Raw genomic sequence first — 14835 nt, forward strand, 5'->3', positions numbered from 1 at the left:
CGGAGCAAGGCCGGGGGCGGCGCGCGGGCAGTCCTCGCCCGCGCGGCCCTCGGCTCACACGCCGACGGGCGCCAGCCCCTCGACCGTCGGAGCCCCGGTCTCCAGCTCCGGCCCCTCGGTCGCGGCCTCGACGGTCGTGGCCGCCGCGGACGCGGGTTCGGCAAGCGCGGGTTCGGCGGACGCGTCGGCCCGGCCTTCGTCCTTGCCCTGGTCGGCCGGTGCCTCGGCCTTGACGGTCCTGGGCTCGCCGGACTTCACGGTGATGACGCCGGCCAGGACGAGGACGCCGCCGAACAGCTGGACGGGCCGGGGGAGCTCGGCGAGCAGCAGCCAGGCGAAGCCCAGCGCGGCCACCACCTCGAACAGGGCGACGAACGAGGCGAGGCGCGGCCCGAGCCGCCGGCTGGCGGCGATCCCCGCGCAGTAGGCCAGCGCGCAGGCGACCAGCCCGACGAGCGCCAGCGGAACCCACCAGGGCACCGTCACGTCCCGGTAGGTCACGGGCGCCGTCGACGCGGCCATCGGCACCATCCCGACCGCGCCCGCGACGACCAGCGCGACCGCGCCGACGACGAGCCCGCCCGCGGCGAGCACGATCGGCGGCAGGCCGGTGTCGTCGGCCGCGGACAGCACGAAGTAGATCGCCGCGCCGACCATCGCGCCGAGCGCCCACAGCATGCCGGGCAGGCTCACCTGGGTGCCGTCCACCAGGTCGAGCACGCCGACGAGCCCGAGCGCCGAGAGGACGGCGCCGGCGAGCGTCCGCCGTCCCGGCCGCTGCCCGTGCCGGGCCCACAGCCACAACACGACCAGCACCGGCGCCGTGTACTCGATGAGCAGCGCCGAACCGACCTCCATGTGGTCGACGGCGTTGAAGTAGCACAGCTGGCAGCCGGCGACCGCGATCAGCCCATAGCCGACCAGCAGCCCGGCGTTGCGCCGCAGCAGCCACCACCGTCCGCGCAACGCGACCAGCGCCGGCACCAGCAGCACCGCCGCCGCGATCGTCACCCGCGCCGTGACGGCGGCCGCCGCCGTCCAGCCGCTGTCCAGCAGCCCGCGCGCCAGTGCCCCCGACATCCCGAACGACGCGGCCGATACGAGCGCCAGCAGCGTGCCGACCGTGGACCCGCTGCCTCCGTCCGCGGATCCGCTGTCTCCGGAGCTTCCGGCGCCGCTACCCGTCGTGACGCTGTCCACGGTCGCGCTGTCCAGGGTGAGGCCGCCCGTGAGAGCGCGGCCGTCGGCCGTGCCCGACCGCGCGGCCGGGACACCGCCGCCCGCCGGGCCCGCTGCCGCCATGTCATGTGTCAGGGACCTCATGGCTGATGACGCTATGTTCGATCGGTGTAATATGTCAATGTGCTCTTCGCTCATGACACCGAGGCGTCACTGCTGGCGGCGGTGTGGTTGGTCAACTCCGCCCAGGCGCCGGACACCCTCGAGACCGTCGAGCAGCTCGACGACTTCTTCGACGAGTTTCGTTACACCGGCCACCGCGACGGCGACGAGACCGAGCTCGCCGCGGTCCGCGCCCTGCGCCCGGCGCTGCGCCGCCTGCTCGCCGGCAGCCGTGACGAGGCGGCCGAGCTGACCAACCAGGTGCTCGCCGACGCCGACGCCGTCCCACGCCTGGTCCGGCACGGCGGCTTCGACTGGCACATCCACGCCGTTCCGTCGGACGCGCCGTTCATCACCCGGATCATGGTCGAGACCGCGATGGCGATGGTCGACCTGATCCGCCTCGACGAGATGTCCCGTCTCGCCGTCTGCGCCGCCGACGGCTGCGAGGGCCTGGTCATCGACCTTTCCCGCAACCGGTCCCGCCGCTTCTGCTCCACCGCCTGCGGCAACCGCGAGGCTGTCGCGGCCTACCGTGCCCGTCGACGAGGGCCGACCATATAGAAATTCTTCGCGTTTTCCCCGACAAAAAGTAGATGGACTTGGGCTGAAGTCCGGCGCACGCTCGGCGCGTGCGATGTCCGTACGGGGACTGATATGGACTGATATGTACTGATGCGGGCTGCCGGCCCGGCCGAAAGGTGTGCGTGGATGACGAGGCGGGGCTGGGCGCTGTTCGCGGCGATGAGCGTGATCTGGGGAATTCCCTACCTGCTCATCAAGGTGGCGGTCGAAGGGGTGTCGGGGCCGGTGCTGGTGCTGGCCCGCACGGGTGTCGGCGCGCTGGTGCTGGCGCCGCTGGCGTTGCGTGACCGGGCCGGTCGCGCCCAGGTGGCGCGCCATTGGCGACCGATTCTCGCGTTCGCCACGATCGAGATCCTCGGCCCGTGGATTCTGCTCTCGGACGCCGAACGGCACCTGTCCAGCTCGCTGACTGGCCTGCTGGTCGCGGCCGTCCCGGTCGTCGCGATCGTCCTGACCCGGCTGACCGGAGGCACCGAGCGCATCACGGCGGCTCGCTGGCTCGGTCTCGCTGTCGGGACCGGCGGGGTCGCGGCGCTCGCCGTGCCCGGTGTCCACGGCTTCGGCCTCCGGCCGGTCCTCGAGGTCCTCGCCGTCGCGGTCTGCTATGCGATCGCCCCGCTGATCGCCGTCCGCCGGCTCGGCGACGTGCCCTCGCTGCCGATGACCGCCGCCTGCCTCGCGTTCGCCGTGCTCGTCTACGTTGGCCCCGCCGTCGCGACCTGGCCGAGCGCCGTCCCGAGCGCCCGGGTCCTGGGCGCGCTCGTCGCCCTCGGCCTGATCTGCACGGCCCTGGCGTTCGTCCTGTTCTTCGCGCTGATCCGCGAGGTCGGCAACGCCCGTGCGACCGTCATCACCTACGTCAACCCGGCGGTCGCCATCGCCGCCGGCGCGGTCTTCCTCGGCGAGCCGCTGACCTGGTCCATCGGCGTCGGCTTCGCGCTGATCCTCGTCGGCTCGGTCCTGGCGACGAGCTCCCCGCGGCCACCGGTCGCGACCGAGCCTTCCCTGGTCGTCCCGTCCGCCCTGTCGGCCGCGCCCGCTCCGGCCGCGTCAGTGCCCGCCGCGCCGCTCGCGCCGTCGGCCCGCCAGCCGGGTGTGCGGGGCTGGGCCATGTCACGTCACAAACCCGCCCGCTAGGAGGACTCTGCCGGGTTCCGCGCCGGGGGTGTCGCGTAGCGGGCGCGGAGGTCGACCTTGCGGACCTTGCCGCTCGCGTTGCGTGGGAGATCGTCGACGATCTCGACGGCTGTCGGCTTCTTGTAGGAGGCGAGCCGGTCCGTTGCCCAGGTGAGGATGTCATCGAGCGTCGGCGGGTCGTCCGGGTCGGTGGGCTCGACAACCGCGAGCGGCGTCTCGATCCAGCGCGGGTGCGGGACGCCGATGAGGGCCACGTCGCGCACCTTCGGGTGGCCGGCGAGGATGCTTTCGACCTCGGCGCAGTAGATGTTCTCTCCACCGGAGATGATCATGTCCTTCTTCCGGTCGACGACGTAGAGGAATCCCTCCTCGTCCTCGCGCACCAGGTCGCCGGAATGGAACCAGCCGCCGGTGTACGCCGCCGCGGTCGCCTCCGGGTCGCGCCAGTAGCCGGACATGAGCCCCGGCCCGCGGTACACGATCTCGCCGACCTCGCCGCGCGGCACGTCGCGCATCTCGTCGTCGACAATGCGTACCGCGACCGTCGGCACCGGCCTCCCGACCGACCCCAGCTTGCGCGGCGCGTCGGCGCCGTCGAGCACGCACGTGACCGGCGACATCTCCGTCTGACCGAAGACGGCGACGTTCGCGACCCCCGGAAAGGTCGCCGCCATCGCCTCCAGCGTCGACGCGAGTGCCGGTGACGCGCCCCAGGACATCGACCGCAGGGCCAGGTCCATCTTGCGTACCCCCGGCACCTCGCACACCGCCTGCCACTGCGTCGGCACCAGGAAGGCGCTGGTTACCCGCTCCCGGGCGATCAGGTCGACGAGTGCCGCCGCGTCGAACGCGCCCGTCGGCACGACGACCGCCCGCCCGCCGGTCAGCAGCACCGGCGCGAGCGCGCCGACCCCGGCGATGTGGAACAGCGGGGCGCTGACGAGCATCGCCGCCTCAGCGTCGGCGAGCTGGTAGGAGCGCATCGCCGTGATCGCCTGCATCAGCAGGTTGAGGTGGGTCAGCATCGCGCCCTTGGGATTCCCGGTCGTCCCCGACGTGTACATGATCAGGAACGTGTCGGTCTCGCGGACCTGGGCGTACGGGAAGCGACCACCCCCCATCCCCGCCGCGCCCGCCTCGTCGGGCCGCTCGGGCTCGGCCGCGACCGCCGTCTCGAAGTCCTCGGCGCCGGCGCCGGCCCGCCCCGGGTCGCCGCCCACCACCAGGCACACCTCGACCGGAACCCGGGCGCGCGCGGCGGCGGCCACCGGCGCGGTCGCCTCGTCCACGACCAGCGTGGCGGCACCACAGTTGTCCAGGATCCAGGCCACCTCCGCGCCGACCAGCCGGAAGTTCACCGGCACCGCGACCGCGCCCGCCCAGGCGGCGGCCAGGATCGTCTCGATGTGCTCGACCCGGTTGAGCATCAGCGTCGCGACCCGGTCGCCCGGCCGGATCCCGCGCCGCGTCAGCGCCGCGGCGACCCGCGACACCCGGTCGGCCAGCTCGGACCAGGTGACGCCGTGCCCCTCGAACCGCAGGGCGACGCCGTCCGGAACCTGATGGGCGTGCCGCACCAGCTGCGTCACCCAGGTGTACGTCCGCGCGGCCTCGAGCGCCGGGCCGGGTGCGCCTGGGCCGTTGCCCGCGCCCGCGACGTCGCTCGCCCCCGAGATCGTCCGGTTCGTCGTGGCCACCATCCGTCTCGCCTCCAGATCCACCAGGAACCCCACCGCCGATTGTGTGACGCCGATCACTGACGTTAGGTCGGATCGGCCGCGCACGGAACCCGGGACGGGTGGTCGTTCCGAGAGGGAGCGGACGGTCGCCCAGCGAAAGGCGCGGACGGTCGTCCGGAGAAGAGGCCGGCGGGCCCGACTTGTCGGCGCGGGGACCTACCGTGGAGGCATGTGCCGCAACATCACGGAGCTGCGCGGCCTTGAGCCGTCGGCGACCGACGAGGAGATCGAGGCAGCCGCGCTGCAGTTCATCCGCAAGGTCAGCGGCCTGCGCCAGCCGCCGCCGGCCGCGGCGGAGGCGTTCGACGGCGCCGTCACCGACGTGGCGGCCATCGTCCACCGGCTGCTGGACGCGCTCCCGGCGCGCCGCCAGCCCCCGGCGACCGTCCCGCCGCTGCGCCGTCCCGAGGTCCGCGCCCGCCTCGGCCGCTGAGCCGCGCTTGGTGTAGACGTGGCCCAGCCAGCCAGCCAGCCAGCCAGCCAGCCAGCCAGCCAGCCAGCCAGCCAGCCAGCCAGCCAGCCAGCCCTGATGCGCGCGTACGCGCACACGGGACCGCCTGTGCGCGTACGCGCACATCGGGAGCGTGCGGGGCGGGGCGTCAGTCGGCGTCGGTGAAGACGTCCAGGAACGAGGCGGCGGGGGTGGCGGACGGGTCGTTGAAGTACTCGCGGCCGCCGAGGAGGGCGAACAACGGAACCGGAAGACGGGTGACGTAGCGGCGAAGGCGAGCCGGAGCGCGAGGGCCGGCGAGCTGGGAAGCGTGCGCGGCGAGCGAGGCGCGCTTCTGGCGTGCGTAGCGGCGGACGTCGACTCGGTAGGCGATCTCGCGGCGCGGGGTGAACATCGGGGGAGCGGGTTCCTCTGCCGCCGCGGCCTGGCGACGGAGCCGGAACGGCCGGGGCCGCTGGGCCGGCCGGGCCGGTCGGAACAGCGCGCCGAGCCGGCCGATGCGGACCAGTCGTTCGACGGTCTCCCGCGGGAGGGTCGCCTCCACCGTGCGGATGCCGCCGGCCAGGTCCGCCGCGCGGGCGCCGACCTCGTGCACCCGTACGTGGTCACGGTGCCCGTATCCGCCGCGCGCGTCGTAGCTGATCAGAACCGACGCCTTCTCCGCGCGCAGCAGGCCGGCCAGTTTCCCGGCCGCCTCGTCCAGGTCGGCGCGCGCGAACCTCTGCCGGTCATCCGGATCCGGGTAGAACAGCGGCCCGTGCCCGCTGTCCGCGTAGCCGAGATACTCGACCCGGGCGACCCCCAACTCGGCCGCGCTTGCTCGCAACTCGTCCAGGCGGACGCGTGCCTCGGGATCGGAGCCGTTCCCCATGTGCCCGTCGGTCGCGACGACGATCACGACCCGATGTCCCGCCGCGGCGAGCAACGCCAGCGTCCCGCCGCTCCACAGCGCCTCGTCATCCGGATGCGCGTGCAGCGCCACGACCGAGCCCACGTCCGGATCGTGCCAGACCGGCGCGACGACGCCGAAGCCGCGACCTTCAGGGCTTCCGCGCGACCGCGGCCCAGACGGGCACGGGGGCGGTGTCGGCACCGGGGTCGGGACGCCACTCGGAGGCGGTGACGAGGCCGGGCTCGACGAGTTCGAGACCGTCCACGAAGCGCGCGACCTGGTCCCGCGTCCGGTAGACGGAGATCACCGGGCTGCTCGCGCTCGCCTCGTCCATGCTGCGGGCGGTCTCGGGGCGGACGTCCTGGGCGATGTGGGCCAGCGAGAGGTAGCTGCCGGACGGCATCGCGTCCAGGAGGGTCCGGACGACCCGGTCCGCTTCGTCGGAGTCCGGGATGAACTGCAGCACGCCATGCAGCAGGGTCGCGACCGGCCGGGAGAAGTCCAACGTGGCCGCCGCGTCCTCCAGGATCTTCTCCGGGTCACGCAGGTCGGCCTGCAGATAGGCGGTCACGCCCTCGGGAACGCCGGTCAGCAGCGCCCGGGCGTGGACGATCACGACCGGGTCGTTGTCGACGTAGACGATGCGGCTTTCGGGCGCGAGGCGCTGGGCGACCTCATGGATGTTGTCGGTGGCCGGCAGGCCGGTTCCGATGTCGAGGAACTGCCGGATGCCCGCGTCGGCGGCCAGGAACGTCACCGCGCGGCGCAGGAAGGCCCGGTTCGCGCGCGCGGTGTGCGGGATGGTCGGGTCTATCGCCAACATCTGGTCGGCCAGGGCCCGGTCGACGGCGAAGTTGTTCTTGCCGCCGAGGAAGTAGTTGTGGATCCGTTCCGGATGCGGGAGATACGGGTTTAACCCGGCCGAGGACTGCTCGTCATTGGGCATGTCCACTCCCCCCTTGGCCGCTGCATCGCGGCGCACCTGGACATAGTCGCAGAGTGTTGGACAACTGGTCATCAACTGGCCGTCGTCATGCCACCCGGTAGCGGTGCGTGCACGGCGACGGAGCGGCGCCGAGCGGCCGGGCTGGTGCCAGCCCGGCCGCTCAGAGCCGCCGGAAGCCGCCGGCGAGCCGTCCGGCTACTCCTCGCCGACGGGGGAGAGGTCGTCGTAGCGCTGGTGGGCGAACGGGACGATGTCCTCCTGCGGCAGGCGGCGCACGACGGCGCCGGTCTGGATGCTGGAGCGCTCGGCGATCTCGATGCCGACGAGGCGGCGCACCGGCAGGTCGGCGACGGGGTCGAACTGGGACTCGCGCAGGATGACCTCGCCGTCCACCCGGAACAGCTTGCGCGTCTTCTCCCGGCGCTGGACATGCACGAGCCCGGGGTCGTCGTCGAAGCCCTTGCCATCCGGCGCCGGCTGGAACTTCAGGTAGAAGCTGGTGCGCACCCCGTCCGCCGGCAGGGGCAGCTCCTCGACGATCTGCCCGCTGATCTCCACGTAGGTGACGCCGAGCCGGGCGAACGAGCCGGTCAATCGCGTGCCGACGGCCAGGTCGCCGCCGAGGGCGAGGCGGACCTCGGCGATCTTCTTCGGCTCGCCGAACGTCTCCCGGCCGCCGATGACCGACTGTTCCGTCGACATCGGCATCGTGAGCGCATAGTCACCGACCAGCCCGTCGTGGACGGCGCCGACGGCGAACGTGCCGGCGCCGAACGGTGGTAGGCGGCGGCCGACGTCGACCCGCGCGATCGTGAGCCGCACGTGCTCGGGCGTCGACGCGACCAGCGGCGGCGGTAAGACGGCCGCGACCAGCTCGGGATCGGTTTCGTAGATCGCGACGATCGAGGTCGCCCAGGTATCGACCGAGGTCGCCTCGACCTCGCGGTTGCGTAGCTGCTCTGGGGTACGGGCGCCATAGCGGATACGGGGACTCACTGTGTCTCGGGTTCGCTCCATCGCCGCACTCGCTCCGTGGCCGTCCTCGTCCCTCGGACGACCACTCCGCTCGCTTGCTCCTGCGCTCACGATGATTCCTCCTTGCCGTAGCCGATGAGGGCGGGGCACATCTCGGCCTCGATGGGCAGCGACGCCGGCTTCAGCGGCTCGGCGACCTCGGCGACCCTCGGGCCGAACCAGTCGGCGAGCGGGCGCAGCGCGTCGAGGTCGAAGCCGTAGGTGGTGGCGGCGTTGCCGGCGAGCATCCGCTCGACGTCCACCGGGGCGACCCCGGCGAACGCGGCCCGCAGCGCCTCGCGCGAGTAGGGGTGGCTGCCCTCCCTGTGCGGGTAGTCGCTGCCCCACATGATCTTGTCGAAGCCGATGCGGCTCGCGGCCGGCACCTCGCTTCCGCGCAGGAAGCTCGCGCCGATGCGGACCTGCCGGGCGAAGAACTCGCTCGGCCGCAAGGACAGCCCGCCGACCAGCTCCTTGCCCCAGACCGCCTCCTGCGAGTCGGCGGTGCCGGTGCCCATCCGGTCGAAGAAGTAGTCGAGGCGGGCCAGCTCCTCGGGCACCCAGGCGGTGCCCTGTTCGGCGAGCACCAGCCGCAGGCCGGGATGGCGCTCGAAGACGCCGCCGACCAGCAGGTGGGTGAACGCCCGGTGCGCCCACCAGGTGACCTCCAGCAGCAGGATCACCTTGTCCTCGGCGCGTTCACCGGCGGCCGGCGCGGCGCTGCCACTGTGGTGGTTGACCGGCATGTCCAGCTCTTCGCAGACCGACCAGAGCGGTTCGTAGTACTCCGGGTCGTACAGCGAGGGCACGCCGGAACCGGGCGGCGCACCGGGTAGCAGCACGCCGCCGAACAGGCCGTTCTCCTTCGCCCAGCGCACTTCGGCGACGGCGGCGTCCAGGTCGTGCAGCATGATCTGGCAGATGCCGGCGCGCCGGCCCGGGGCCGCGGCGCAGAAGTCGGCCATCCAGCGGTTGTGTGCCCGCAGCCCGGCCCAGCGCCGCTCCAGGTCGCCGGCGTTCGGCGCTGGCGGCTGCTCGACGAGGGAGTTGTTCGGGTAGAACGGCGGGACGGTGTTCGGGTAGATCACCTCGGCGACGATCCCGTCGGCCTCCAGGTCGGCCAGCCGCCGGTCGGAGTCCCAGTTCCGGCCGCCCAGGTCGCCCTTGAGGTCGTCGTAAGGAACGGTGTAGCCAGCGGCCCAGGCGTCGAAGTCGTCCAGCCAGCGGTTTTCCAGGTAAGGGCGGTAGCCGCGCAGGTTCCCGCCGCCGTGGCAGTCGGCCGAGATGACGATGTAGCGGTCGTCCGGTGCCGGTGCCGGTGCGGGCCCTGGGTTTGGGTTTGGGGCCGGCGTGGGCGCTGGGGCTGTCGCGTCCGTGGTCATTCGGCCACGCCCCAGGGGAGGTCCTGGCCGGTCAGCCAGTGCCGGCCGGCGACGCGGGCCCGGGCCCATTTCGCGACGTTGGCCGCGTCGTCGGTCTGGCCGAGGCTTTCCGGGGTGACGTTCAGCCGGTCGGCGATCGGGCGCAGCCCCGCCAGGTCGAAGCCGAACACCTCGGCCGCGGCCTCGCCGAGCATCCGGCGGGCCTCGGCGACGGGGACGTCGTGGAAGGTCTTCTTCATCCATTCGCGCGAGCGCGGCCAGGTGCCCTCGGGGTGCGGGAAGTCATTCCCCCAGAGCATGTTCTCCAGGCCGATCTCGTAGCGCATGCCGATCTCGCGCCGCTTGGTGTTCGACGAGCAGATGAAGCAGTTGCGGTCGAAGTACTCGCTCGGCGACATCGTGAGGTCGCCGAGCGAGCCAAGCTTCTCCGCGCCCTTCTGACCGAGGTAGAGCCGGTCCCAGAACCACAGCAGGTTCGCCACCCACCAGCAGCCGGCCTCGGCGACGCCGAACCGCAGCCGCGGGAACCGCTCGAACACGCCCGACCAGAGCAGGAACCACAGCGGCCGCGCCGGCCACCACGTCACCTCGGTGACGTAGATACCGAGGTGGTCGCCGTAGGACTCCTTGTCCGCCGGGCCGGAGTGAGTGAGTACCGGCATGTCCAGGTCCTGGCACAGCGCCCACACCGGGTCGTAGCGCCGGTCGTGGTAGGGCGCCTGGTGCATCCACATCGCCGGGATCATCACGGCGCGCAGGCCGGACTCGTAGGATCGGCGGATCTCGGCGAGCACGTCGTCGAGAGGGGCGGTGATCTGCACCAGCGCAATGCCGCGGCGCCGCAGCGGCGAGTCGGCGCACAGCTGGGCGAGCCAGCGGTTGTGGGCGCGGGCGCCGGCGAGGCCGAGCACCGGGTCGAGGTCCCCGGAGAGGCCGAGGCCGGTGCCGAACGGGGCACAGGTGCGGCTTTCCACGGCGTCCGCGTCCGGGAAGATGATCTCGGCTGTGATGCCGTCCGCGTCCATCTCCTTGTTCCGCCGCGCCGCCTCCCAGCCGCCCTCCAGGCCCTCGGCGTTCTCGGTGAACCATTTCTGCGCGAACTTCGCGTCGGAGGTCCCCATGCGGCGGATTTCCTCGACCGCCGCCGGCCTGCCGGCGAGGAACTCGTCGAACGCCGGGTGGAATTCCTTCTCCAAGTAATCCCGGTACAGCTCGGTCGGTAAGCCCGCGTGGCTGTCGGACGTGATGACGACATACGGGGTGGCGGAGGCGGTGTCGGCGCCGGACGTGCCCGTGCTGCTCGCGGGCTCGCTGTTCTCGGGTGCTTTGTTCTCGGGTGCTCCGTGTTCGGACGCGGTGGCCATGGGGCGTCCCCTTCGGCTCGGCCGGCCACTGGGACCGGCCGCTGGGTCGGCCGCTCGGGCGGCTCGACGGCGGCTGCCCGCCGCCCGATCAGGGAACCTCTTTGCATCAGACATGTCAATCTTTGCACTATGCGAAAAGGGGCCGGTACAGTCGCCGCATGTCGTCGCGCCCGCGGCCGTCCCCGCAGACCGACCGGGTCATCGCCGTCGTCGAGATGCTCGCTGGCGCGCCGGGCGGCCTCAGCCAGTCGGAGATCTCCCGGCGGCTCGGCACCACCGCCGCCACCTGCTACCCAACGCTCGCCACGCTGGAGCGCGCCGGCTGGCTGCGTCGCCACCCGACACGGCGCACCTACGCACTGGGCCCCGGGCTGATCGCCGCCGGGCAGGCCGCCACCGCCGGCACCGACGCGCTCGCCGCCGGGCGCGGCCGGATGGCCGACCTGCACCGCCGGCTCGGCCTGTCGGTCGTCGCGCTTGTCCCGGCGGCCGAGTACGCCACGGTCGCGCACCTGGTCGTCGACCCGCGCGGGCGCCCGCTCGCCACGCTGCGCGTCGGCGACACGATCCCGTTCCACCCGCCACTCGGGATCACGTCGATGGCCTGGCAGCCGGACGCGGTCGTCGAGGGCTGGCTCGACCGTGGCGGCGTCACTGACCCGGCCGACCGCGGCGAGTACCGCGAGCTCCTCCACGTCATCCGCGTCCGGGGCTACTCCGTCGAGCTGTCCACGTCTCTGGACGAACGGGTACGCCGCCAGGTCGGCGCCGCGGCCGCGGCCAACCTGCGCGGCCAGCTCCCCGGCCTGCTACGCGACCTCGCCGCCGGCCTCGCGAGCCCGGCGGACTTCGTCGCCGGCGACCTGGAGGACGCCCGGGACTACCGGGTGGACTCCCTGTCGGCCCCCGTCTTCGACGCCCACGGCGCCGTCGCCCTCGTCGTCTCCCTGCGCGGCTTCGCCGCGGCCATCACCGGAGCCGAGGCCAGCCGGCTCGGCACGGCGCTCATCGCCGCGACGGACGCGGTCACGGCCGATATCGCCGGCCGCCCGCCCGCCATTCGGTCCGGGGGCTGACCAGGCATGGCGGGCAGGACGGAAAGCGGTTCAGGGGACGCGGTTGGACGGCCGGGGTAGCCCCGCGCCGTCGGGGAGCAGGCAGATCCGCGGGGTATGCCTGGCTCGGCGGGTCGCGGTCACGTCGCGTCTCCGGGATCCCACTCGCCGGTCGGGTCGAGGCGGAGCGCGAACGGCCGGCCAGGGTGGTCCGCGGCCATCGCCCGTTCGACGGTGCTAAGCAGATCGGTCAACCGGTCACAGCGAAGAACCTTGGCTGATGGCAGTACCGCCCACCACGTGCCACCGGTCTCCGCGGGGCCAAAGGCGATCACCGGCGGCTCAACCATGGCGCGATCCTATTGCGCGCCGCCGCCGTGCCGCCCGCCGCGCGGCTCCCCGGTCGCCGTCCGCGAGGCGTAGTGGGTCCGCCGGGAATTGCGTGTGCAGGTCACGCACGACCGAGGACCGTGTTTCGAACCGCACCGATGTGGCCCGTGTTACTCCCGCTGACAGGCAGGCGAGAAGGGGAGGCCGTCCGGTGGGCGGGCACACAGCAGTGCCCAGGCGGCGAGGGTCGAGGCGTCCTGGATGACGCCGTCGGCGAGCATGGCCAGCCAGTCGGCGTGGCTGAAGCGGCGGGCCACCAGGTCCTGCTCCTCGACGCTCGGCGCGCGTGGGCCTTCGGTCAGGTCCGTGGCGAGCCAGACGTGGCAGCCCTGGGTGGAGTAGCCGTAGGCGGTGAACAGCCGGCCGACGTGGTCGAGCCGGCCGGCGCGCAGACCGGTCTCCTCCCGTAGCTCGGCCGCGGCGAGCTCCGCCGGGTCGACGCCGGGCCGGTCCTCCCAGGAGCCCTGCGGGAACTCCCAGTACCGCCCGCCGACCGGGTAGCGGTGCTGCTCCACGAGCCAGACCCCGCCCGCGTCCATCGGGATCACCAGCGCGAAGTCCGGCTTCTCGACGACGCCGTAGATCCCTTCGACGCCACCGGTCCGCACGATCGCGTCCTCGCGTACCCGCATCCACGGGTTCTCGTACACCACTCGACTTGCCCGTACTGTGATTGGCTCGTCGTCCGCCACGCCCACCTCGCCACCGATCCGCCTGCCTCACTTCTACAGACACGCATCGGCCTCTGCGCGACTGCGCACGCCGCCGGATGACGGTCAGACCGCCACGCTGGGCGTTCAGGATGTTGCGGGCCACCTCCTGGACACCTTGGCCTTACGTGGGGCACGGCGCGCCGCCCGCGGCGGAATGATCGTGTAACCATTTCAAAACGCGATGAACCTACGGTCGGAAGACATGCGTGTCACCGCCGAGCCGTCCCTGCGGCACTATTGGTACCCGGTTGCCTTCGCCTCCGACCTCGGGGACGCGCCGCTCGCCCGCCGACTGCTCGGCAGCGACCTCATGGTCAAGGCGATCGCGCCGGTCGACGACGGCACCTGCCGGCTGCTGTAGTTCGTGGTCCGCAACGACACCGAAGCCGACCGCCCGGGCGCCGACATCATCGCGTTCGACTCCGCCGTCCGCGACGAGGACTGGTACGTCCTCGAGACGATGCCGCCGGACTACCACCTGGACCTGATGGCGAACGTCCACATCGACACCGACCGCGGCACCATCGCCTACCGCCGCCTGCTCACCGAGGTGACCAGTGGTTCCTGGCTCCCGGCCGACGGCGCGCTGGCCGCCGCCGTCGACGCCGCGCTGACCGCGAGTTGATGCCGACGAGCACGGCTCATGCCGGCGCGACGTCGGCGGGAGCCGCCACCTGACTGGACCGCCTACGCGAGCACGCCGCGACGGACCGCGCACGACGACGACCGAAGCGGTGCCAGCGGCGTCCGAACGGGCCGCGCCGACAGTCCGCGCCGCCGCCGAGCCGCCGCACCGCCGCCGTGCGGCTGGGCCCGCGCCGGGGCGCACACCATTCGCGAACCGGTTCACCGTCACCGACGGATTGGTTTTCTGTGCCCCTTCCAGCCGGTGGCGTTTGGCATGTCGCCTGGTGTACGCCGATAACCTCCAAACCATGCGAGTGCGGCGCGTCGACCCACGCGACACCACGTGGGAACTGGGCAATCCGGTTTACCGCGTCTATTTCTGGACGCGCCCGGCCCATTCGAACGCCTCGCCCAGCTCGACCGAGTTCGAGATCACCGAGACCGACGTCCCCGCCGTCCTCGACTGGGCCAGGCGGACGGCCGGCAACCGCACCTTCGTCGTCTACGCCGTCTGCGGAACCGCCGACGGCCGCAAAGGCCTGGTCCGCCTGGCTGGCCAGGACCCCACCCGTGGCGCGGCCGCGGCCGGAACGATCAGCGGCGCTCGGCCGTCGGCCCGAAGCCTTTGAGACCACTGCCGGTTCGCCAACGCCGGATCATGACGACGGGGTGGCTGGCGACCGCGCTGATCGGGGCCGGGAGCACGGTGGCGACCACGGACGGAGCCGGCATCCCCGCAACGCCGGTGCTCGTCGAGCCGGCGCTGTAGCGGCCCCCCAGCCCAGCCCAGCCCCGGCCCCGGCCACAGGTCGGTGGTTGGCGGTTGACGGTCGGTGGCGGAGTGGGCTCAGGCCCTGTGGGTCCGCTCGAGCCGTGGCGCGCGGTTCCGCGGAGCCGTCGTGGCGTGTGTCGCCCGCGCTGGCCTCGCCGACAGCGGCATGGCGCTGGACGTTCCGGGCGTGGCATGGAGGTTCCGAGCCTGGGCTCGGGCGGAGCTCGCGACGCTTTGACAGGCAGGGAGGCCTGATCGGCAAAGGCGGCCGGGCTCGACCGGTTCACTGGTCTCCTCGGGCCGGTGACGGGCGGTCTTCGGGACTGCTGGTCGGCGTTCGGGTTGCGTGGGCTCCGTGTCGCGGTTCCGCGGAACCGTCGCGGTCGGCTCCGTCCGGCATCGGCCGGTCGCCGCGGTCGGAACCTGG

Annotated in this window: 16 protein-coding genes; 7 read left to right on the forward strand and 9 right to left on the reverse strand. The window is 72.6% G+C overall.

Annotated elements, in window-relative coordinates:
• Positions 1 to 54: 54 nt before the first annotated feature.
• The gene (locus BCD48_RS39375; RefSeq protein ID WP_071053492.1) at positions 55 to 1302 is read right to left on the reverse strand and encodes an EamA family transporter; all 1248 of its coding nucleotides are present in this window, start codon (positions 1300 to 1302) and stop codon (positions 55 to 57) included.
• Between the two features lie 60 nt (positions 1303 to 1362).
• On the opposite strand from BCD48_RS39375, the gene BCD48_RS39380 reads away from it, so the two are divergent.
• Together BCD48_RS39380 and BCD48_RS39385 are read left to right on the forward strand one after the other, a co-directional pair.
• Positions 1363 to 1905 (forward strand): CGNR zinc finger domain-containing protein, encoded by a 543-nt coding sequence (locus BCD48_RS39380; protein WP_071053493.1) that lies wholly within the window; start codon positions 1363 to 1365, stop codon positions 1903 to 1905.
• Positions 1906 to 2052: 147 nt separating this feature from the next.
• Complete coding sequence (locus BCD48_RS39385; protein ID WP_071053494.1) at positions 2053 to 3063, forward strand: DMT family transporter; 1011 nt, start codon at positions 2053 to 2055, stop codon at positions 3061 to 3063.
• On the opposite strand, the gene BCD48_RS39390 is transcribed toward BCD48_RS39385, so the two are convergent.
• Positions 3060 to 4763 (reverse strand): AMP-binding protein, encoded by a 1704-nt coding sequence (locus tag BCD48_RS39390; RefSeq protein ID WP_083419915.1) that lies wholly within the window; start codon positions 4761 to 4763, stop codon positions 3060 to 3062. The two genes, BCD48_RS39385 and BCD48_RS39390, sit on opposite strands and share 4 nt — an antisense overlap.
• Positions 4764 to 4971: 208 nt before the next feature.
• Here BCD48_RS39390 and BCD48_RS39395 point away from each other — a divergent pair, with 208 nt between their 5' ends.
• Positions 4972 to 5235: a DUF2277 domain-containing protein gene (locus BCD48_RS39395; protein WP_071053495.1), complete on the forward strand. Its 264-nt coding sequence runs from the start codon at positions 4972 to 4974 to the stop codon at positions 5233 to 5235.
• A 166-nt stretch (positions 5236 to 5401) separates the two neighbouring features.
• On the opposite strand, the gene BCD48_RS39400 is transcribed toward BCD48_RS39395, so the two are convergent.
• From BCD48_RS39400 to BCD48_RS39420, 5 genes are all read right to left on the reverse strand, one after another.
• Positions 5402 to 6247: a PIG-L deacetylase family protein gene (locus tag BCD48_RS39400; RefSeq protein ID WP_071053496.1), complete on the reverse strand. Its 846-nt coding sequence runs from the start codon at positions 6245 to 6247 to the stop codon at positions 5402 to 5404.
• A gap of 46 nt (positions 6248 to 6293) precedes the next feature.
• Entirely contained in the window at positions 6294 to 7091 is a 798-nt protein-coding gene (locus tag BCD48_RS39405) for an SAM-dependent methyltransferase (protein WP_071053497.1), read from the reverse strand.
• A 195-nt stretch (positions 7092 to 7286) separates the two neighbouring features.
• Positions 7287 to 8108, reverse strand: a complete 822-nt coding sequence (locus tag BCD48_RS39410; RefSeq protein ID WP_071053498.1) for an acetoacetate decarboxylase family protein — start codon at positions 8106 to 8108, stop codon at positions 7287 to 7289.
• A gap of 65 nt (positions 8109 to 8173) precedes the next feature.
• Positions 8174 to 9487: an amidohydrolase family protein gene (locus BCD48_RS39415; RefSeq protein WP_083419907.1), complete on the reverse strand. Its 1314-nt coding sequence runs from the start codon at positions 9485 to 9487 to the stop codon at positions 8174 to 8176.
• Complete coding sequence (locus tag BCD48_RS39420) at positions 9484 to 10851, reverse strand: amidohydrolase family protein (RefSeq protein ID WP_083419908.1); 1368 nt, start codon at positions 10849 to 10851, stop codon at positions 9484 to 9486. Before BCD48_RS39420 ends, BCD48_RS39415 begins: the two co-directional genes overlap by 4 nt.
• A gap of 158 nt (positions 10852 to 11009) precedes the next feature.
• On the opposite strand from BCD48_RS39420, the gene BCD48_RS39425 reads away from it, so the two are divergent.
• Positions 11010 to 11927, forward strand: a complete 918-nt coding sequence (locus BCD48_RS39425) for an IclR family transcriptional regulator (protein WP_071053499.1) — start codon at positions 11010 to 11012, stop codon at positions 11925 to 11927.
• 119 nt (positions 11928 to 12046) lie between these two features.
• Here BCD48_RS39425 and BCD48_RS39430 read toward each other — a convergent pair whose 3' ends face one another.
• Both BCD48_RS39430 and BCD48_RS39435 read right to left on the reverse strand, forming a co-directional pair.
• Positions 12047 to 12256: a hypothetical protein gene (locus BCD48_RS39430; RefSeq protein WP_071053500.1), complete on the reverse strand. Its 210-nt coding sequence runs from the start codon at positions 12254 to 12256 to the stop codon at positions 12047 to 12049.
• Between the two features lie 150 nt (positions 12257 to 12406).
• Positions 12407 to 12988 carry an NUDIX domain-containing protein gene (locus BCD48_RS39435; RefSeq protein WP_083419916.1) on the reverse strand — a complete coding sequence of 194 codons (582 nt, stop codon included), beginning with the start codon at positions 12986 to 12988 and terminating at the stop codon, positions 12407 to 12409.
• 223 nt (positions 12989 to 13211) lie between these two features.
• Between BCD48_RS39435 and BCD48_RS51750 the strand changes: the two genes are divergently transcribed.
• The 3 genes from BCD48_RS51750 (at position 13212) to BCD48_RS39450 (ending at position 14265) form a co-directional block, all read left to right on the forward strand.
• Positions 13212 to 13370 (forward strand): Rieske (2Fe-2S) protein, encoded by a 159-nt coding sequence (locus tag BCD48_RS51750; protein WP_157910619.1) that lies wholly within the window; start codon positions 13212 to 13214, stop codon positions 13368 to 13370.
• Positions 13371 to 13373: 3 nt separating this feature from the next.
• A complete protein-coding gene (locus BCD48_RS39445; RefSeq protein WP_071053502.1) occupies positions 13374 to 13634 on the forward strand; it encodes a hypothetical protein in 261 nt (86 codons plus the stop codon).
• Between the two features lie 310 nt (positions 13635 to 13944).
• On the forward strand, positions 13945 to 14265 hold the full coding sequence (locus BCD48_RS39450) for a hypothetical protein (protein WP_083419909.1): 321 nt from the start codon (positions 13945 to 13947) through the stop codon (positions 14263 to 14265).
• The last annotated feature ends 570 nt before the right edge of the window (positions 14266 to 14835 follow it).

This window comes from Pseudofrankia coriaricola (genome assembly GCF_001854805.1).
GTDB lineage: Bacteria > Actinomycetota > Actinomycetes > Frankiales > Frankiaceae > Pseudofrankia.